Annotated in this window: 17 protein-coding genes; 15 read left to right on the top strand and 2 right to left on the bottom strand. The window is 38.7% G+C overall.

Going from position 1 to position 20,478, the window contains the following annotated elements:
• Nucleotides 1–106 precede the first annotated feature (106 nt).
• Nucleotides 107–1,051 carry a hypothetical protein gene (locus VLB74_RS03730; protein ID WP_325202119.1) on the top strand — a complete coding sequence of 315 codons (945 nt, stop codon included), beginning with the start codon at nucleotides 107–109 and terminating at the stop codon, nucleotides 1,049–1,051.
• A 175-nt stretch (nucleotides 1,052–1,226) separates the two neighbouring features.
• Complete coding sequence (locus tag VLB74_RS03725; RefSeq protein ID WP_325202118.1) at nucleotides 1,227–1,712, top strand: hypothetical protein; 486 nt, start codon at nucleotides 1,227–1,229, stop codon at nucleotides 1,710–1,712.
• A 109-nt stretch (nucleotides 1,713–1,821) separates the two neighbouring features.
• On the opposite strand, the gene VLB74_RS03720 is transcribed toward VLB74_RS03725, so the two are convergent.
• On the bottom strand, nucleotides 1,822–2,211 hold the full coding sequence (locus VLB74_RS03720) for an SPOR domain-containing protein (protein WP_325202117.1): 390 nt from the start codon (nucleotides 2,209–2,211) through the stop codon (nucleotides 1,822–1,824).
• A gap of 205 nt (nucleotides 2,212–2,416) precedes the next feature.
• Here VLB74_RS03720 and VLB74_RS03715 point away from each other — a divergent pair, with 205 nt between their 5' ends.
• The 9 genes from VLB74_RS03715 to VLB74_RS03675 all read left to right on the top strand — a co-directional run bounded on the left by VLB74_RS03715 (nucleotide 2,417) and on the right by VLB74_RS03675 (nucleotide 15,691).
• Nucleotides 2,417–3,721 (top strand): cytochrome c3 family protein, encoded by a 1,305-nt coding sequence (locus VLB74_RS03715; protein ID WP_325202116.1) that lies wholly within the window; start codon nucleotides 2,417–2,419, stop codon nucleotides 3,719–3,721.
• Nucleotides 3,722–3,752: 31 nt separating this feature from the next.
• Complete coding sequence (locus VLB74_RS03710; protein WP_325202115.1) at nucleotides 3,753–6,806, top strand: TAT-variant-translocated molybdopterin oxidoreductase; 3,054 nt, start codon at nucleotides 3,753–3,755, stop codon at nucleotides 6,804–6,806.
• A 40-nt stretch (nucleotides 6,807–6,846) separates the two neighbouring features.
• Nucleotides 6,847–8,253, top strand: coding sequence for an NrfD/PsrC family molybdoenzyme membrane anchor subunit (nrfD, locus tag VLB74_RS03705; RefSeq protein WP_325202114.1), 1,407 nt, complete (start codon nucleotides 6,847–6,849; stop codon nucleotides 8,251–8,253).
• 6 nt (nucleotides 8,254–8,259) lie between these two features.
• The gene (locus tag VLB74_RS03700) at nucleotides 8,260–8,787 is read left to right on the top strand and encodes a DUF3341 domain-containing protein (RefSeq protein ID WP_325202113.1); all 528 of its coding nucleotides are present in this window, start codon (nucleotides 8,260–8,262) and stop codon (nucleotides 8,785–8,787) included.
• Between the two features lie 8 nt (nucleotides 8,788–8,795).
• Nucleotides 8,796–9,347, top strand: a complete 552-nt coding sequence (locus VLB74_RS03695) for a c-type cytochrome (RefSeq protein WP_325202112.1) — start codon at nucleotides 8,796–8,798, stop codon at nucleotides 9,345–9,347.
• A gap of 22 nt (nucleotides 9,348–9,369) precedes the next feature.
• Nucleotides 9,370–10,884, top strand: coding sequence for a quinol:cytochrome C oxidoreductase (locus tag VLB74_RS03690; RefSeq protein WP_325202111.1), 1,515 nt, complete (start codon nucleotides 9,370–9,372; stop codon nucleotides 10,882–10,884).
• 21 nt (nucleotides 10,885–10,905) lie between these two features.
• A complete protein-coding gene (locus VLB74_RS03685) occupies nucleotides 10,906–12,072 on the top strand; it encodes a cytochrome c oxidase subunit II (protein WP_325202110.1) in 1,167 nt (388 codons plus the stop codon).
• A 36-nt stretch (nucleotides 12,073–12,108) separates the two neighbouring features.
• Nucleotides 12,109–13,911: a cytochrome c oxidase subunit I gene (locus VLB74_RS03680; RefSeq protein WP_325202109.1), complete on the top strand. Its 1,803-nt coding sequence runs from the start codon at nucleotides 12,109–12,111 to the stop codon at nucleotides 13,909–13,911.
• A gap of 382 nt (nucleotides 13,912–14,293) precedes the next feature.
• Nucleotides 14,294–15,691 carry a S41 family peptidase gene (locus VLB74_RS03675; protein ID WP_325202108.1) on the top strand — a complete coding sequence of 466 codons (1,398 nt, stop codon included), beginning with the start codon at nucleotides 14,294–14,296 and terminating at the stop codon, nucleotides 15,689–15,691.
• Between the two features lie 669 nt (nucleotides 15,692–16,360).
• On the opposite strand, the gene VLB74_RS03670 is transcribed toward VLB74_RS03675, so the two are convergent.
• Nucleotides 16,361–17,761, bottom strand: a complete 1,401-nt coding sequence (locus tag VLB74_RS03670; protein ID WP_325202107.1) for an APC family permease — start codon at nucleotides 17,759–17,761, stop codon at nucleotides 16,361–16,363.
• Between the two features lie 92 nt (nucleotides 17,762–17,853).
• Here VLB74_RS03670 and VLB74_RS03665 point away from each other — a divergent pair, with 92 nt between their 5' ends.
• The 4 genes from VLB74_RS03665 to queG form a co-directional block, all read left to right on the top strand.
• The gene (locus tag VLB74_RS03665; RefSeq protein ID WP_325202106.1) at nucleotides 17,854–18,096 is read left to right on the top strand and encodes a (4Fe-4S)-binding protein; all 243 of its coding nucleotides are present in this window, start codon (nucleotides 17,854–17,856) and stop codon (nucleotides 18,094–18,096) included.
• Nucleotides 18,086–18,394 (top strand): GNAT family N-acetyltransferase, encoded by a 309-nt coding sequence (locus VLB74_RS03660; protein ID WP_325202105.1) that lies wholly within the window; start codon nucleotides 18,086–18,088, stop codon nucleotides 18,392–18,394. Before VLB74_RS03665 ends, VLB74_RS03660 begins: the two co-directional genes overlap by 11 nt.
• 66 nt (nucleotides 18,395–18,460) lie before the next feature.
• On the top strand, nucleotides 18,461–19,483 hold the full coding sequence (ruvB, locus tag VLB74_RS03655) for a Holliday junction branch migration DNA helicase RuvB (RefSeq protein WP_325202104.1): 1,023 nt from the start codon (nucleotides 18,461–18,463) through the stop codon (nucleotides 19,481–19,483).
• Nucleotides 19,484–19,581: 98 nt separating this feature from the next.
• Nucleotides 19,582–20,478, top strand: an 897-nt coding sequence (gene queG, locus VLB74_RS03650) for a tRNA epoxyqueuosine(34) reductase QueG (RefSeq protein ID WP_325202103.1), incomplete at its 3' end; no start/stop codon positions are given.

Raw genomic sequence — 20,478 nt, 5'->3', positions numbered from 1 at the left:
AATGTTTATAAATCCCGATTCGTCGGGATTTTTTTGCTACATTTTTATTTGGAAATCAATAACTACATTTAATTTCCTTAAGATAATATAATTTAATTTTTTAAAAATGAATATATCTAAATCGTGCCTTTTCCTGTTTTTTTTCTTTTCATATACGGTTGTTTTTTCGCAGAATTATCGTGATACGGTTATCAATGATCTTTTTAATGAATCCTTTCGTTTTAGTAGAACTGACAAAGAAAAGTATTTGGAAACAAAAGCGAAAGTTGAAAAGCTGGAGAAAGATTATGGTTATGAAGTCGACTTGAAGTTGCAACTGCTTGAATATAGTTATCTGCACAAGGATTTTATATTCTTCAAGGATGAACTCGAAATTTTAGTCAAAAACCATGGTTTTACAGTTGCCTATATGACAGGTCGTGAATCGTATTCTGATGCTATTTTAAAAGGTGAATTATCCGCATGGTTTAAGACAATGTATCTTAAGAATCATTTTGTATGGCTTGAAAATAATTTTGACAAACAACTTGATCAGCAAAAGTTGCATGATAATCAGATAAAAATTCAGACCATACAATCGGTGGTGTCAAAAGTAAATGAAAGTGAAACATTGTCGGATGCAGATACACATATAATTGATTCCAAGTCTAACGAGATTCTTTTTAGTACCGTGTCTCTCTTGCATGATCTTTGTCGAAAATACGATCAATACCCAACAGGGAAAAACTTTGGAATTGTTCAGCAGGGCGCTCCTTTTTCAATATTGTATAGTAATCTCAAAATAAAGGAAAATATGGAGCGGACCTGGTTGCTTTTTGAGCCTTACATAAAAAAAAGCTATTTAAAGCATGAAACGGATTATCGTGAGTATGCTTTGTACGATGCTTTCAGTTACATTCATTTTGGTTATCAAAGATACGGATTGCTCATTAAGGCCAATCTTCCTTTGTACCTTCGTGGTCTTGCAAAGATTGAGCATGTTGAAGGAGATGTGCCGGTCCAAAATGCCTTTTTTTCGGATAAGACTAAAAGAGAGATGGGCTGGAAGTAATATATCGTTGACGAATCTGTTTTATTTTGAATATAAATGGTCCAATCTTGATTATTGTTGCAATCAAACCATCGCCAAATGCTTAATATTAAGATAAAATGTAATGCATAACTAATTAAAATTCATAATTTTACTATTAAATTAATTGATTGTTGGGAATTAAAATTAAAGCGTCATGAAATCAAAAATCGCTATTTACGACACGCATAAGGAAGCTGTAGACGCTATTAAGGTGCTGAATGACCAAGAGTTTCCCATGAGTAATGTTTCGCTTTTAGGAAAAGCGGAAATAATTGACGATCATATCCATATGAGTTCTGTGGATACACTGCAAAAAGCTCCGGCTGTGATCGGTATGGGAGCGGGAACGGTTATTGGTCTGCTTTCAGGTATCGGGGTTTTTACAATTCCCGGTTTTGGATTTCTATATGGTGCAGGCGCCTTGATTGGTGCCATAGCCGGATTTGATTTAGGTATTATTACAGGTGGACTTATTTCTTTTTTCTCACTTTTAGGTATAAAAGAGGACGAAGTCTTAAAATATGAAGAACATTTGAATGAAGGTAAATTTATGGTTATAGTGAACGGTACGCTTGAAGAAATCGAGTTGGCAGAGCATATTCTGCATACAGAAGGAACTCATCTTGAGCCTAATGACTAATCAAAAAGAGAATAAAAAAAGCCGGTTTTTTTAACCGGCTTTTTTTATGGGTTTAAACTTCAAACGTTGCCGTTTTCGTTCCCTGAACCTTCATTCTGATGGAGAAATCCTATTTGTTCGGACGGATTAATAGTGCAGTCGGGTATTTTTTAAGGATTTCCTTGTAATTTTTTTCTGCATCGATTCTGGTTTTGAAAGTGCCTACCCAAACCTTATAACTGGGATTTGAATAAATAATGGTGCCGTCTAAATTTTTGTATTCTTTTTTAAATAAAGAAAGGTTTTTTTTAGCATCTTCATTTGTGCCGTAGAAAATCTGAATCTTATAACGATCATTAACAGTGATAGAAGAATTGATTTTTCTTTTTTCGTTTAACAACATTTCGAACTTCGGATCCTGGATAATGTTAATTTTTGAAGTTTGAGCGTGGACTTTGTGACCTGAAAAAGAGCACAAAATGAAAATGGTAAAAATAGTTAGGGTTCTTAAAATTCTCATATTAAGTAGATTTGAAACAAAAATACAATTAAATATGTCAATATGATTACCTCAATTTATTTAGAATTGGTATAAATTACAATTTAAGATAAATTTAAGGTTTTGATAATAGGACATAAGTCGTATTTTTGTCCGAGTTTATAAATAAGGTCTGTCTTTATAGGAGTAAAGGCTGTGCCAAATTTAGTTGATAATCATTTTAATTATGAAAAAAGTGGGTAACCATAATTCGTTTTCAAAAAAATTATTATTCAGTCTGGCGATGCTATTATCGCTGTCGCTGAGTTCTTTAGCCCAAGATGCGGCTGCCCCTGCGGCCGGTGCAGGTGATCCTGCGAAAGGGAAAGCTATTTTTAATACAAATTGTGCTGCTTGTCATAAGCTTGATGCAAGAGCTACGGGGCCTGCCTTACGTGGTGTTGCGGATAAATACGACAAGGAGTGGATTTACAAATGGGTACATAATAGTGCTGATTTGATTAAATCTGGAGATGCAGATGCTGTTAAAGTATTTGAGGAGTTCGGTAAAGTACCGATGACGCCTTTCCCCCAATTATCCAACGAGGATATTGATAATATTTTAGCATTTACTTCTGCGCCAGCAGAGGAAGCGCCTGCAGCTGCGGCTGCTGCTGTAAAAGGTGGTGAAGCGCAAGAAGGCGGTATTTCTAATAATGTTATTTTAGGAGTGCTTGCGGTTGTTTTGGCAATGTTGATAGCAATGTTGTTTTTTGTTAAAAATGTACTTAACAAGATTGCAAAGGCTAACGGTATTGAAGCTCCTGTAGCTGAAAAATCTCTTCCGTTGTGGAAAGCATTTGTTAAAAATCAGTTTTTGGTGTTGGTGTCGTCAATTGTAATGATATTGGTAGGTATGTATTTTATCTACGGATATTTGATGCAGATTGGTGTGGATCAAAACTATGAGCCTATACAGCCAATCCATTATTCACACAAAATTCACGCTGGTGATAACAAAATCGAATGTAAGTATTGTCACTCTTCTGCCAGAGTTAGTAAGAATGCTGGTATTCCTTCATTGAACGTTTGTATGAATTGTCATAAAAGTATATCTGAATTCCAAGGAGATAAAGATTCTACTTATGTTGAGTATTCGAAAGAATTCTATACTGGTGAAATTCAAAAATTATATGATGCAGTGGGATGGGATAAGAATACTATGTCATACACTGGAAAAGTAAAGCCTGTTAAATGGGTTAGAATTCATAATCTTCCTGACTTCGTTTATTTCAACCACTCTCAACACGTATCTGTTGCTGGATTAGAATGTCAGAAGTGTCACGGTAAGGTAGAAACTTTCGAGATTATGAAGCAAGACCAGCCTTTAACTATGGGGTGGTGTGTAGACTGTCATAGAAAAACAGATGTGAAAATGGAAGGTAATGCTTACTATGCTAAAATTCACGAGGAGCTTTCTAAAAAATATGGTGTAGACAAGTTGACTGCTGCACAAATGGGAGGTTTGGAATGTGGTAAGTGTCACTATTAATAATAAATTAAGAAGCTAATATTTATATACAATGGCATCAAACAAAAAATACTGGAAAAGTGTTGAAGAACTAGACCAAAATAGTTCTATTGTTGAGACGCTAAGAAACAATGAATTTGTTGAAGAAATCCCAACGGAAGAATTCTTGGGAGATGCAGCTACACTGTCTGCTTCATCAACAACTCGTCGTGACTTTTTGAAATACGTTGGATTCTCTACTGCAGCTGCTTCTTTGGCTGCGTGTGAAGGTCCGGTTGTTAAGTCTATTCCTTATGTAGTTCAACCTGAAGAAATCATTCCTGGTGTTGCAGATTACTATGCGACAACAATGATGGATGGTTTTGATTTTGCGAATATCCTAATCAAAACCCGTGAAGGTCGTCCTATTAAAGTAGAAAATAATAATTTACCTAATGCGAAATTTGGTGCAAACGCGAGAGTTCACGCTTCTGTATTGTCATTGTATGACAGTATGCGTGTGAAGCAGCCAAAAATTGCTGGTAAAGCAGCCTCTTGGTCAGATGTAAATGCTGCAGTTGCTAAGAGTTTATCAGAAGCTAAATCTAAAGGGGGACAGGTGGTATTGTTGACTAATACAATGTCAAGTCCGTCTACTGACAGATTGATTGCAGATTTCATCGCAAAAAACCCAACAGCTAAACATGTTACTTATGATGCTGTTTCTTCTTCCACTGCTTTGGACGCATTCCAAATGGTGTATGGGGAAAGAGCTTTAGCTGATTACGATTTCGCGAAAGCTGATGTTATCGTATCTATCGGGGCTGATTTCTTAGGGGATTGGCAAGGTGGAGGATACGATGCAAGTTATGCAAAAGGTCGTGTTCCTAAAAACGGAAAAATGTCTAAACACATTCAGATCGAAGCTAATATGTCTTTGGCTGGAGCTAGTGCAGACAAACGTATTCCTTTGACAGTTACCGAGCAAAAACAAGCTTTGGTTAAAATATATAATGTTATTACAGGTGCTTCTGCAGGTGCTGCCAATTTAGGTAAGAATGAAGAAGCTGTAATGAAAGCGGCACAACAGTTAAAAGCTGCTGCAGGAAAAGGAGTTTTGGTTTCTGGTTTGGATGATGTTAATGCACAATTATTAGTATTGGCTATCAACAAAGCATTAAACTCTGAAGCTTTCAATCCGGCGGCTGCACGTTTGATCCGTAAAGGTGACAGCAAAGCAGTGGCGCAATTGGTTGCCGATATGAAAGCAGGCGCGGTTCATACCTTAATCATGAATGGTGTTAACCCGTTATACACTTTAGCGAATGCTTCTGAATTTGCTGAAGGTCTGACAAAAGTTAAAACATCGGTTACATTCTCTTTAAGAGAAGATGAAACGGCTGTTAAATCTACTATCGTTGCTGCAGCTCCTCATTATCTGGAGTCATGGGGTGACGTGATGATTGCAAAAGGTCATTATGCTATCATGCAGCCGACAATCCGTCCGTTGTTTGATACTAAACAATTCCAGGAGGCTTTAATGGCTTGGACTGGAAATACAACAACTTATTACGATTTCTTAAAAGCAGTTGGTTCTTCTATTGCGGCCGGAACAACTTGGAACAAATTAGTTCATGATGGGGTTTATACTTCTGAAGTGGGTGCAGTTGCAGGAGGTTCTGCTGATTTCGGTACCGCGGCTTCAACTTTAGCTCAAGCTAAAAACGAAGGTGGTTTGGAATTGGTATTGTATACTAAAATCGGAATGGGTGACGGTCAGCAGGCTAACAACCCTTGGTTACAGGAATTCCCGGATCCAATTACAAGAGCGTCTTGGGATAACTACGTGACCGTTTCTAAAAAGGATGCTGAAAAATTAGGTTTACAGAACTACAATGTAGCTAACGGTGGACTTAATGGTAGTTACTCAACTATCGAAGTGGCGGGAGTTAAATTACAGAATGTTCCTGTGATTATTCAGCCGGGTCAGGCAGTTGGTACTATCGGTTTGGCTTTAGGTTACGGTAGAAAAGAGGCAATGAAAGAAGAAATGCAGGTTGGGGTTAACGCATATAAATTGTATGTAAACCAAAATGCAAATCAAGTTGCTAAAATTTCTATAGCTGAAGGAGATCACGAATTTGCTTGTGTTCAGTTACAAAAAACATTAATGGGTAGAGGTGATATCATCAAAGAAACTACCTTGGAAATATTCAATACTAAAGATGCTGAATTCTGGAACCCAATTCCAATGGTATCTTTAGACCATCAGGAAACTCCTGCTACAGAAGTGGATTTATGGGATTCATTCGACCGCTCTATAGGACATCACTTTAACCTTTCTATCGACTTGAATGCTTGTACCGGATGTGGTGCTTGTGTTATTGCTTGTCATGCTGAAAACAATGTGCCTGTAGTTGGTAAGTCAGAAGTAAGAAGAAGCCGTGATATGCACTGGTTGCGTATTGATCGCTACTATTCTTCTGAAGAGACATTCAAAGGTGACGGTGAATTAAAAGCCAAAGCTAGTGGTTTGTTAAATTCAATCGATACGTTAACAGGAATGGAAGATCCTTCTGAAAATCCTCAGGTAGCTTTCCAACCAGTAATGTGTCAACACTGTAACCACGCTCCTTGTGAAACTGTATGTCCGGTAGCGGCAACATCTCACGGACGTCAGGGTCAAAACCATATGGCTTACAACCGTTGTGTAGGAACTCGTTACTGTGCAAACAACTGTCCTTATAAAGTACGTCGTTTCAACTGGTTCTTATACAGCAAAAACAGTGAATTCGATTACCATATGAATGATGATTTAGGTCGTATGGTGTTGAATCCGGATGTTAATGTTCGTTCTCGTGGCGTAATGGAAAAATGTTCAATGTGTATCCAAATGACTCAAGCGACTATTCTTAAAGCGAAAAAAGAAGGTCGTCAGATTAAAGATGGAGAATTCCAAACAGCGTGTTCTGCAGCTTGTACAAGCGGAGCGATGGTATTTGGAGATGTAAATGATAAAGAAAGTCAGATTGCTAAATTAGCGGAAGATGAAAGAATGTATCATTTATTAGAGCACATCGGAACAAAACCAAATGTATTCTATCACGTAAAAGTTAGAAATACTTAAGAGTATTAAAATAAATTATTAAGAAACAATATAAAGGATTATGTCGTCTCATTACGAAGCACCCATTAGAAAACCGTTAGTCCTAGGTGATAAATCTTATCACGATGTGACAGTAGATGTGGCTAGACCTGTAGAGGGTAAAGCAAACAAACTATGGTGGACCGTTTTCTCAATTGCATTAGCAGCTTTCCTTTGGGGAGCAGGATGTATGGTTTACACCATTTCTACCGGTATCGGAACATGGGGATTAAATAAAACAGTAGGTTGGGCTTGGGATATTACCAACTTCGTATGGTGGGTGGGTATCGGACACGCCGGAACTCTAATTTCTGCCGTACTATTATTATTCCGTCAAAAATGGAGAATGGCCATTAACCGTTCAGCGGAAGCTATGACAATTTTCTCGGTTGTTCAGGCAGGTTTATTCCCAATTATTCACATGGGTCGTCCATGGTTAGGGTACTGGGTATTACCAATTCCAAACCAGTTCGGTTCTCTTTGGGTTAACTTTAACTCCCCGTTATTATGGGACGTATTTGCGATTTCAACGTATCTTTCAGTATCATTAGTGTTCTGGTGGACTGGTCTATTGCCTGACTTCGCGATGATTCGTGACAGAGCGGTAACCCCTTTCAATAAAAGAATCTATTCCATCCTTTCTTTCGGATGGTCTGGTAGAGCTAAAGACTGGCAGCGTTTCGAAGAGGTTTCTCTTGTATTGGCTGGTTTGGCTACACCACTTGTACTTTCTGTACACACAATCGTATCCTTTGACTTCGCAACTTCAGTTATCCCAGGATGGCATACAACAATCCTTCCTCCATACTTCGTTGCGGGAGCTATCTTCTCTGGATTCGCGATGGTAAACACTTTGCTTATCATCATGAGAAAAGTTTGTAACCTAGAAGACTATATCACTGTTCAGCATATCGAATTGATGAACATCGTTATCATGATTACGGGTTCAATCGTTGGTTGTGCTTACATCACGGAGTTATTTGTGGCTTGGTATTCCGGTGTAGAGTATGAGCAGTACGCTTTCTTGAACCGTGCTACAGGTCCTTACTGGTGGTCGTACTGGTTGATGATGACTTGTAACGTATTCTCTCCACAGTTCATGTGGTTCAAAAAATTAAGAACCAGCATCATGTTCTCGTTCATTATTTCCCTTGTGGTAAACATTGGTATGTGGTTTGAGCGTTTCGTAATTATCGTTACTTCATTACACAGAGATTATTTACCGTCATCTTGGACAATGTTCCAGCCAACATTTGTTGATGCGGGTATCTATATCGGTACAATTGGTTTCTTCTTCGTATTATTCTTATTATATTCAAGAAGTTTCCCTGTAATTGCTCAGGCAGAGGTTAAAACTATCATGAAAACTTCAGCAGAGAACTACAAAAGAAAAAGAGAACAAGAAGGACATCATTCACACAATCATTAATAGATCATGAGTACGAATAAAGTTATACATGCTATATATACAGATGATGATATCTTAATGGATGCAGTCAAAGCATCAAGAGCAGCGCATCATCATATTGAAGAAATTTATACGCCATTCCCGGTTCACGGTTTGGATAAAGCTATGGGATTAGCACCTACGAGAATTGCTATCGCTTCATTCCTTTATGGAGTTGTAGGTTTGACTGTTGCAGCTAATTTATTGAATTACATCATGATTGTGGATTGGCCTCAGGATATCGGAGGTAAGCCAAGTTTTGCATTCTATCAGAACTTGCCGGCTTTCGTACCTGTGCTGTTTGAGTTGACAGTATTCTTCGCAGCACACTTAATGGTTATCACGTTCTACTTGAGAAGTAGATTGTGGCCATTCAAACAAGCTGAAAATCCGGATGTTAGAACTACAGATGACCACTTCCTGATGGAGGTTGCAGTGAAAGGGAATGAAGAGGATATGATTTCATTCTTCAAAAACACTGGTGCTGTAGAAGTTAAAGTAATTGATAAGCATTAATAGTAGATATGAAAGCCTTATATAAAATAGTAGCATTAGTAGGTGTATCGATTGCCGCAACATCATGTTTCGACAAATCAAAGCCTAACTATCAGTTCTTCCCTAATATGTATGAGTCAGTAGCTTATGAGACTTATTCTCAATCTTCTGCATTCAAAGGTGGAAAAGAAGGTTTAAAGCCAGCTCAGGGATCTGTAAAGAGAGGTTTCCAACCTTATGCTTATGAAAACACTCCTGCCGGTTACATGCAGGCTAAAGCTGAATTGAAATCGCCATTGGATTCTTTGTCTGTTAATCCTGAAAAAGGGACTGAATTGTACAATATTTATTGTGCAATCTGTCACGGTGAAAAAGGTGATGGTCAGGGTAACTTAGTGAAAAGAGAAAAATTCCTTGGTGTACCTAACTATGCTGACAGAGATGTTACTGAAGGAAGTGTTTTCCACGTAATCACTTATGGATTGAACTCCATGGGTTCTCACGCGAACCAATTGTCTCAAGAAGAGCGTTGGATGGTTGTGGATCACGTGTTAAAATTAAGAGGAGAATTAAAGAAGTAAAACTCATTTGAACGTTTAGAATATGTACACATTTTCAAACAAATTAAAAACCTTTGCATTTATCCTTATGGCGCTTGGCCTGTTAGGTATCGCCTATGGTTTTTTAACTGCACCTAAAACTACGCAAGACGTAGAAAAAATATTAGCCGAAAGTCATCATGATGGTGGCCACCACGCTGCTGTTCCGGCACATGAGGCTGCTACTGCGACTGAAGCGCATCACGAGGCTGTTGCAGATTCAGTAAAACATGAAGCTGTTGCTGCTGAAAACCATGCTGTTGTTGTTACGGATTCAGTTAAAACTGAAGAGGTTGATTCAACTAAAGCGGTTGTAGCACCAGTAGTTGAAGATAATCACCATGATGCACACGCTGCTAAAGCGGAGTCTCATGAGGCAGATGCTCACAAAGAGCATGAAAAACATCTGGAGCATGTTTTGCACCAATTGCAAAATAAACCATGGGCAGCATTGTACGTGGCTTGTATCTTCTTCTTGTTAATATCTGTTGGAGTTTTAGCATTTTACGCTATCCAATGGGCAGCACAAGCAGGATGGTCGCCGGTATTGTTCCGTGTAATGGAAGGTATTACCTCATATGTGTTACCGGGTTCAATCATCTTCTTACTATTGCTTATCATGTCAGGAATGCATATGAATCATTTATTCGCTTGGGCGACAGAAGGTGTTACTGATCCGAAAAGTGAGCATTATGATGCTATCATTGCTGGAAAATCAGGTTTCTTAAATGTTCCTTTCTTCCTGATCAGAGCTGTCGTTTTCCTAGGAGGATGGAATTTATACCGTTACTTCTCAAGAAGAAATTCATTGGCCCAGGATAATGCAACTGACGATTCTTTCTACAAAAAGAATTTCAAGGCTGCAGCTGGTTTCTTAGCGTTCTTTATCGTTTCAGAATCAATTGCATCATGGGACTGGATTATGTCTGTTGACCCACACTGGTACAGTACATTATTTGGATGGTATGTTTTTGCCAGTTTCTTCGTGAGTGGTATTACAACTATTGCTTTCGTTACCTTATATTTAAAATCTAAAGGTTATTTAGAGTATGTGAATACTAGTCACATCCACGATTTGGCTAAATTCATGTTCGGTATTTCTGTATTCTGGACGTATTTATGGTTCTCTCAATTCATGTTGATGTGGTACTCTAACATTCCGGAAGAGGTAACATATTTTGTAACTCGTATCGAGCACTTTAAATTACCTTTCTTCGGTATGGTTGTATTGAACTTCGTATTGCCAATTTTAATACTTGTCAATACTGATTTCAAACGTTTGACTTGGGTTATAGTTATGGCAGGTATCATTATACTTACGGGTCACTATATAGATTTCTTCAATATGATTATGCCTGCAACAGTTGGGGATCAGTGGTTCATTGGAGTGTCTGAGATCAGTTCATTGTTATTCTTCTTCGGATTATTCATCTTTGTAGTGTTTACTGCTTTAGCGAAAGCTCCGTTATTGGCGAAACGCAACCCATTAATCGAAGAAAGTAAACATTTCCATTATTAATATATTTAAAGAAATAAACAAATGACAAGTTTATTGGTACTTACAGTTGTAGTTTTATTAGGGATTGCTATTTGGCAGTTGACTAAGATATTCGATCTGACACAAATCGGGGCAAATAAGGATAATTCTGAAATTGCAAACGATAATGATAATAATGTGAATGGTTACCTAATGTTTGCCTTTTTGGTTTTCATTTATCTTACAACAATTTATTGCGTTGTAAAATTTGGTGACTTGCCTTTAATGAGTAATCCAGCTTCCGAACATGGAGTTGATTATGATAGATTGATGTGGATTTCAATGATCCTGATTTTTATCGTTCAGACTATTACTCAGGCTTTATTGCATTTCTTTGCTTTCAAATACCGTGGAAAACAAGGCAACAAAGCTTTGTATTTTGCAGATAACGATAAATTAGAATTTATCTGGACAATAATCCCGGTTATTGTGTTGGCAGGTTTAATTCTTTACGGTTTGTATGCATGGACAAACATTATGTTTGTTGATGAAGAGGAAGATGTTATCTACGTGGAATTGTATGCAAAACAGTTTAGCTGGGAAGCAAGATATGCTGGGAAGGATAATACTTTAGGAAAAGCAAATGTTCGTTATATTGAAGGCGTGAACACATTAGGGGTTGATATGTCAGATCCTAATGCTCAAGATGATAAACAAGTTTCAGAACTTCACTTACCGGTAGGTAAAAAAGTGGTTTTCAAAATACGTTCACAGGATGTATTGCACTCTGCTTATTTCCCTCACTTCAGAGCACAAATGAACGCTGTTCCGGGTATGGTTACGCAATTTGCTTTCACTCCAACAGTGACAACTGATCAGATGCGTAATACGCCGGATATGGTTGAAAAAGTTGCAAGAATCAACAAAATCAGAGCTAAAAAAAGCCAGGAGTTGGTAGCGGCAGGGAAAACAGCTTTAGATCCTTATACGTTTGATTATTTGTTGTTATGTAATAAAATTTGTGGAATGTCTCACTATAACATGCAAATGAAAGTTATTGTAGAGAGCGAAGCGGATTACAAAAAATGGTTAAGCGTACAAAAGTTGTTGAGAATTGCGGTAGCAGAAGAGAAAGCAAATGAAACTCCGGCAACTGAAGCTACAGTACCAGCTGTTAAAATGGACGCTGTTAAGGTAGATTCTACCAAAGTTGTAGCTCAGGTTAAATAATAATTGATTTTTTAATACTATTCAAATTAAAAGAGTATGTCAGCAGTAGGACACGATTTAAGTCACGATCACGGACACGATCACGAACACCACCATAAAGATACTTTTATCACAAAGTACATCTTTAGTATCGACCATAAAATGATTGCGAAGCAATATTTGATTACTGGTCTTATAATGGGTATCATCGGTGTTATGATGTCATTATTATTCCGTATGCAGATTGCTTGGCCGGAAGAATCTTTCGGTATTTTTAAATTCCTTTTGGGTGAAAAATTTGCTCCGGGAGGAATAATGCGTAACGATATTTACCTGGCATTGGTTACCATTCACGGTACTATCATGGTATTCTTCGTATTGACTGCCGGATTGAGCGGTACTTTCAGTAACTTGTTGATTCCGTTGCAGATTGGTGCAAGGGATATGGCTTCCGGTTTCATGAACATGATTTCATACTGGTTGTTCTTCGTTTCAACAATCATTATGTTATGTTCTTTGTTTGTTGAATCAGGACCGGCTTCTGCTGGATGGACTATTTATCCTCCGTTGAGTGCCTTGCCACAGGCGATTCCTGGATCAGGTACTGGTATGACATTGTGGTTAGTATCAATGGCTATCTTCATCGCATCGTCTTTGATGGGATCTTTGAACTACGTTGTTACTGTAATCAACTTGAGAACAAAAGGAATGTCAATGACAAGATTGCCACTAACAGTGTGGGCTTTCTTTGTAACGGCTATTATCGGTATCGTTTCGTTCCCGGTTTTATTGTCTGCTGCATTGTTGTTGATTTTCGATAGAAGTTTCGGTACTTCGTTCTTCTTGTCAGATATTTTTATTTCAGGTGAAGTTTTACATTACCAAGGTGGTTCACCGGTATTGTTCGAGCATTTATTCTGGTTCTTGGGTCACCCTGAAGTATACATCGTATTGTTACCGGCATTAGGTATCACTTCTGAAATTATCGCAACGAATTCACGTAAACCAATCTTCGGTTACCGTGCTATGATTGCTTCTATCTTGGCAATTGCATTCTTATCAACAATCGTTTGGGGTCACCACATGTTCATCTCCGGTATGAACCCATTCTTAGGATCGGTATTTACATTTACAACATTATTGATTGCAATTCCTTCTGCGGTAAAAGCATTCAACTATATCACTACTTTATGGAAAGGTAACTTGCAGCTAAACCCTGCAATGTTATTCTCTATCGGATTGGTTTCTACGTTCATCACTGGAGGTTTAACAGGGATCATCCTTGGTGACTCTACTTTGGATATCAACGTTCACGATACTTATTTCGTAGTTGCACACTTCCACTTGGTAATGGGTATTTCCGCTCTTTACGGGTTCTTCGCTGGTGTTTACCACTGGTTCCCTAAAATGTTCGGAAGAATGATGAATAAAAACTTAGGTTATATTCACTTCTGGGTTACTGCGGTTTGTGCTTATGGAGTATTCTTCCCAATGCACTTCATCGGAATGGCAGGTTTGCCACGTCGTTACTATACAAACACAGCGTTCCCGTTATTTGACGATTTAGCTGATGTTAACGTATTGATTACTGTATTCGCATTAGTGGGAGCTGCATTCCAAATCGTATTTATCTGGAACTTCTTCTACAGTATTTTCTACGGTAAGAAAGCAGTGCAAAACCCTTGGAGATCTAACACGTTAGAGTGGACAGCTCCTGTAGAGCACATCCACGGAAACTGGCCGGGTGAAATTCCTCACGTACACAGATGGGCTTACGATTACAGTAAACCAGGTCACGATGATGATTTCGTACCGCAAACGGTTCCTTACAAAGAAGGTGAAGAACAACTTCATCATTAAGATTATAAATTCATATAAAAAGCCTTTCCTTTTGGAGAGGCTTTTTTGTTATAGTCTAACAGTAGAATAACAAGACCGATTGAGGCTTAATATGCACGATTATGAGTATTGAATTGTGATTCTGCTAACGGTAGATGAATGTGGTACTATGGAAGAAAAATATTTTAAACAAGCCTGCTTGTGCAAGCGTTTTGCTTGTGTCCATAATGTTTATATGATTTAATGCTTCAGTTGCAGTGTGCACGTGCAGGATGCTCGCGCTAGCGGTGGGGATCAATGGATTACAAAATAACCTCGCCTTCAAATAATTATATGTTAAAATTGAGTAATTTTGAGTCAGGTGAGAAAATCAATCTCACATTAATTCAAAAGAGTATACCTTATGAGAATTTTTATTACCCTTGGACTTTTGCTAGTTACAGTTAATCTTTTTGGGCAAAATTGCGATTGTTTATCCGAATTATCGCATGTAATAACCTATTTTGAAAACAACAACCCTGCTTTTCAGAAAATTAAAAACAATCCGAAAGACTATATGAAATACCGTCAGGAATCTGAAAAGTTAAAAACGGCAACAAAACTTGAAAAAGACAGCGATCGTTGTATTGTTTATCTTGACCGCTATGTTTCGTTGTTAAAAGACCATCATAGTGATATTGGTTTTCAAATGACACGAACTGACTTAAGTACGCCGGAACTCATTGCCAAATTTAAATCTTCAAAAAATTATTTGCAATTTGAAAAAGCAAGTATAGATACTGTTCAGTTGATCCCATTGTTGCGTGCCAAAAAAACATCCGATATCGAAGGGATTTACAGCGATGGAGGAAAAATTGTTTTCGGAATCATCAAAAAAGAACATACTCTTAATCAATATCAAGGTGTGGTATTGAAAAAAAATAAACTTTTGGAAGTAGGCCACGTACTGTTAGAACTCACTCAAACAGAATCGCAAATGTTTGACGTCAATTACAATGTTGGTCTTTTGGGGTTTAATTTTAACCGAATATTCAAGAATCTCAAAATCGAAAACGGACAGATTACCAACTTCGGATTTTCGAAAATACATTCCGGTTCTGCCTCCAACGAAAAGGAATATGAATTTAAAACTGTAAATGATTCAGTCAATTACTTACGGTTAAGTTCGTTTGACCACAAGCTTACCGACCAACTCGACTCCTTTTACAACGACATAGACAAGCTTATTCAAGCCAAGCCTTATTTGATAATTGATCTGCGGAATAACGGCGGTGGAAGCGAAAAATCGTATTTGAATTTATTGCCTTATGCCTATACACGACCTTTGAAAATCGATGCTACATCGGTATGGGTTTCTCCGGACAACATTAAACGATATGAAGAAATTGCATCCGATGGAAATACGGAACTTATCGAACGAATGAAAAAGGCCAAACCTTTCACTTTTATTCCCTACTCTGAAAAAGGAAGTGATACTTGGACGTTAGAGACCTCAACAACCTATCCTAAAAAAATAGCACTTTTGTTTGACCGTGGCACAGCAAGTGCCGCTGAAGGCATGATTTTGTATTTTTTGCAAAGTGATAAAGTAATTACAATTGGTGATAATTCAGGTGGTTATATTGGTTATGGAAATGTAATGCCCGGACAAACTCCATGCGGAAAATACACTATCCGGTCCACGACCACTAAATACGAGGAGAAATCCAAATATGAATTTGTGGGCATTGAACCTATGCATAAAGTTGCAAAGGAAAAGGATTGGATTTCGTATGCAATGTCTTTATTCTCTAAAAATTAAGAGCGTTTTGTAATACACTTGCTACAAATAAAAAAACCGCTGCTTTCCTTTGAATAAATTTAAAGTTTTTTATCAAATTCAAAGTAAAGGCCAAACCTCCTGACTTTGAGCAATATTCTGAAAGCACCGTAAAATAGAAAATCCTAACCGTTAAAAGCTGCCATGTAACACCTCTAAAAATAGCACACAGATCATAACAGTTTGAACGGATTTACATAAATACAATTCAAATTGATTATAAAAAAACTAATCTTGATTTATATCAAACCTTTAGTTTATGCCAAATAATCTGTGCCCATCAGTTTAATCTGTGTTATCCGCGGTCAAATGCATTATGTTTAACACTTGTGTCCAGGTGGCAGCTATTAAAAGTTAGGATTTTGTTTTTATATATACTAGGTTTCCAACGGCATTCGGGATACAGCGAGGGATCAATTAACATCTCCATCCTTTCCAAGATCGCATAAAAAAAGAGGCCATATTGCTATGACCTCCAATAAATTTTTGATTTACTATCACCCTACACTTTAACAATAGATTAGGATAGCATCCGAAAAAGAACACGTTTGTAGTGCCTCTTATTCAAACAAACAATAAGTCAAAAATTGTCCTGTAAAATTACAAATTTTTCCAATTGCAACCAATTGAAAATCAGATTTTAAGAAAATTTTATTTGCGTTGCGTCAAATAATAAACCGGAATACCTGTAAGCATAATCAAAACGCCCCAACCACAAGTCGAGAATTTCGTAATCAATAAAGAAATACTGATTGTCGAAGCCACAACAATGTAAAACATCGGTAAAAAAGGATACCCAAACGCTTTATAAGGTCGTGCTACATCAGGTTGTTTTTTTCGTAAAATGAAAATTCCGTAGATGGTCAGAATGTAAAAAATCAAAACGATGATAACCACAAAATCCAATAAGTCACCGTATTTTCCGGTCAAACATAAAGCGGATGCCCAAACGCATTGCGCCCAAAGTGCCCACGCCGGAACGCTGAATTCATTTAAATGAGCCGCTTTCTTAAAGAACAAACCGTCTTTTGCCATCGTGTAATACACACGTGCTCCTGCCATAATCAACCCATTGTTACACGCAAAAGTAGAGATCATAATCATGACCGCAATGATCAACGTTCCTATGTTCCCGAAAATACTATTGGCAGCCACTACAGCCACACGATCCGATTTGGCAAAAGCAATCTCTTCCAAAGGCACTACAGCCACATACATCACATTGGCCAAAACATAAATAATGGTAACGATAAAGGTTCCTAAAAACAAGCTTAAACCAACATTGCGCTCTGGATTTTTGATTTCCCCGGCGATAAACGTGACCCCGTTCCAGGCATCACTCGAAAACAAGGAGCCTACCATCGCAGCAGAAATTCCCGTGATAAGTGCCATTCCTGAAATAGGTAGCCAGGAACCGCTTTCGGCATTCCATGATTTTGTTGCCAAGGCGTTTGTCCAGTTCGCATCCCAAACATTGGCTTTGGCGGCCATTAATCCGAATATGATCAGGCCCAGCAAGGAAGCAATCTTGATGATGGTTAAAATGGTCTGCAGTATCTTTCCGTTCTTAACTCCTCGACTGTTAATGAAGGTAAGTAATATAATGGTGCAGATGGAAACCAACTGTGCGGCATTCAATTTGAAAGAGCCTATTTCATACAAAATATTTTCGTCACTCACAGCCGGAACAAGGTAAGCGGCAAACTTTGAAAAAGCCACACCCACTGCGGCAATGGTTCCGGTTTGTATCACACCGAAGAAACTCCAGCCGTACAGAAAGGCAATGAGTTTATTGTAAGCTTCCTTCAGATATACATATTGGCCACCGGCTTTCGGGAACATGGCACTCAATTCACCATAACTCACTGCGGCAATAATAGTAATCAATCCCGACAATAACCAAATGATCAATAACCAGGCGGTAGACCCGACCTGGCGTGCTATGTCGGCACTTACAATAAAGATTCCGGAGCCGATCATCGAACCCACCACCAGCATGGTGCCGTCCAATAATCCCAATTCGCGTTTCAGATGTTGATGTTCGTCTTGCATAAAATTTTTGTTAAATTGGCTTAAAGATATAAAAACATCCGTTTTGGTCAGACTTTTTTTTGTAACTTACGGAAAGCAAAATTCTTACGATTATGGATAGTGCAAAAGAATATTCAAACGGTGAAATCACCATTGTCTGGAAGCAACACTTATGTCAGCATTCGGGTAATTGCGTACGCGGATTGCCGGAAGTTTTCCGCGCCAAAGTACAACCTTGGATTAATCCCCGCGGAGCCAGTTCGGACGAAATGATGGAACAGGTGAAGAAATGCCCATCGGGTGCTTTGTCGTTTTATTATAATAAAGATAAAGATACGGTTAAGGATGGAGAATAGTCTGGACGCTTTGCCACTAATCGTTAACGAAGAGAAAGGGCGTTTCGAATTGGAAGTGGAAGGACATGTTGCTTTTTCCGAATTCAAGATTACTAAGCAAAACATTATTTTTATAACCCATACCGAAGTGCCACCGACTTTGGAAGGAAAGGGTGTCGGTTCTGCATTGGTTTTAAAAACACTGCATTGGATTAAAGAAAAAGGCTATCCGTTGGCACCGCTTTGTCCGTTTGTGGCTTCTTACATCAAAAGGAATCCGGAATGGAAAGAAATTCTTGCAATTGGCTATAACGTTTGATTTTCAGGTTTTAGAAACTGTCGACTGAACACTGTAATCTGCTAACTTTCTTCATATCTTTGCCCTATGAATGAAAATCTGAATCCCAATAAAGAGCGTTTTACCCCGCAGGAAGTCGATATTGAAAAGGCGTTACGTCCGTTAAGTTTTGACGATTTTACCGGACAGGATCAGGTCCTGGAGAATCTGAAGATATTCGTGGAAGCGGCCAATCAGCGCGGCGATGCTTTAGATCATACCCTTTTTCACGGTCCTCCCGGATTGGGGAAAACCACACTGGCTAATATTCTGGCCAACGAATTGGGAGTAGGGATCAAAATCACTTCCGGTCCCGTATTGGACAAGCCTGGCGATTTGGCTGGACTACTCACCAATCTGGACGAACGCGACGTTCTGTTTATAGACGAAATCCACCGCTTAAGCCCGATAGTGGAAGAGTACCTGTATTCCGCCATGGAAGATTTCAAGATTGACATCATGATCGAAAGCGGTCCCAATGCCAGAACGGTACAGATCAACCTGAACCCGTTCACGCTGGTAGGGGCAACCACACGCTCCGGATTACTGACAGCTCCAATGCGCGCACGTTTCGGAATCCAAAGTCGCTTGCAATATTACAATACTGAATTGTTAACTACCATCGTTCAACGAAGTTCAGCGATTTTAAATATGCCGATTTCCATGGAAGCCGCCATAGAAATTGCCGGTCGAAGCCGTGGGACACCTCGTATCGCCAATGCGCTTTTACGTCGTGTTCGTGACTTCGCGCAAATCAAAGGCAATGGTAAAATCGATATCGAGATTGCGCGCTATGCCTTAAAAGCATTACATGTGGATGCGCACGGTTTAGACGAAATGGACAACAAGATACTTACGACCATCATCGATAAATTCAAAGGAGGTCCGGTGGGTCTGACCACTTTGGCGACGGCTGTTTCCGAAAGCGGCGAAACCATTGAAGAAGTATACGAACCGTTTTTAATCCAGGAAGGCTTCATCATCCGAACGCCCAGAGGACGTGAAGTAACCGAGAAAGCCTATAAGCATCTTGGGAAAGTCAGAACGAACATTCAGGGCGGACTTTTTTAGGGCATTCCCCGTTGGGTCGGGCTTTCGCACTCGCTTTTTTTAGTTCCGCAAAGCTCCGCTAAAAAGAGCTCAGACAATTGCTCTATCCCTAATGCAAAATGAACGGTAATAAAACCAAATATACCCAACTCATCAAATCCGAAGCACAACGCCTCGGGTTCTTGTCATGCGGTATATCGAAAGCCGGATTTTTAGAAGAGGAGGCCCCAAGATTGGAGCGTTGGCTAAAGCAAAACTACCATGGCGAAATGAGTTTTATGGAAAATTATTTCGACATGCGATTGGATCCTACTTTGCTGGTTGATGATTCCAAAAGTGTGATTTCGCTATTGCTGAATTATTACCCTCCCGAAATACAAAACGAAGAAAGTTATAAGATTTCAAAATATGCTTATGGTAAGGATTATCATAATGTCATTAAGAAGAAAGTAAAAAAGCTGCTCAATTTTATAAAAGCCGAAATTGGGGATGTTTCCGGTCGGGCTTTTGTGGATTTTGCACCGGTAATGGATAAAGCCTGGGCTGCTAAAAGCGGTTTGGGTTGGATAGGTAAGAATAGTAATTTGTTGACGCAAAAAGTCGGTTCTTTTTATTTTATTGCAGAATTAATTGTTGATTTAGAATTGGAATACGACCACGCCACAACCGATCATTGCGGTTCGTGCACGGCTTGTATCGATGCTTGCCCAACCGAAGCCATCGTCGCGCCCTATGTGGTAGACGGTAGTAAGTGTATCTCCTATTTTACGATCGAATTGCAAGATAATCTTCCGGCTGAGATGAAGGGAAAGCTCGACGATTGGATGTTTGGTTGCGATGTGTGCCAAGATGTGTGTCCATGGAACAAATTCTCAAAAGCGCATAGCGAGCCATTGTTTAAGCCATATCCCGAATTGCTTTCCTATACTAAAAAAGATTGGGAAGAAATTACTCAGGAAACATTTGAAAAAGTGTTTACTAATTCTCCTTTGAAGCGCGCCAAAATATCCGGTTTA

Source organism: Flavobacterium sp., assembly GCF_035456225.1.
GTDB lineage: Bacteria > Bacteroidota > Bacteroidia > Flavobacteriales > Flavobacteriaceae > Flavobacterium.
Note: the sequence above shows the minus strand (reverse complement) of the source record. Positions and strands in the feature narration are given on the sequence as shown.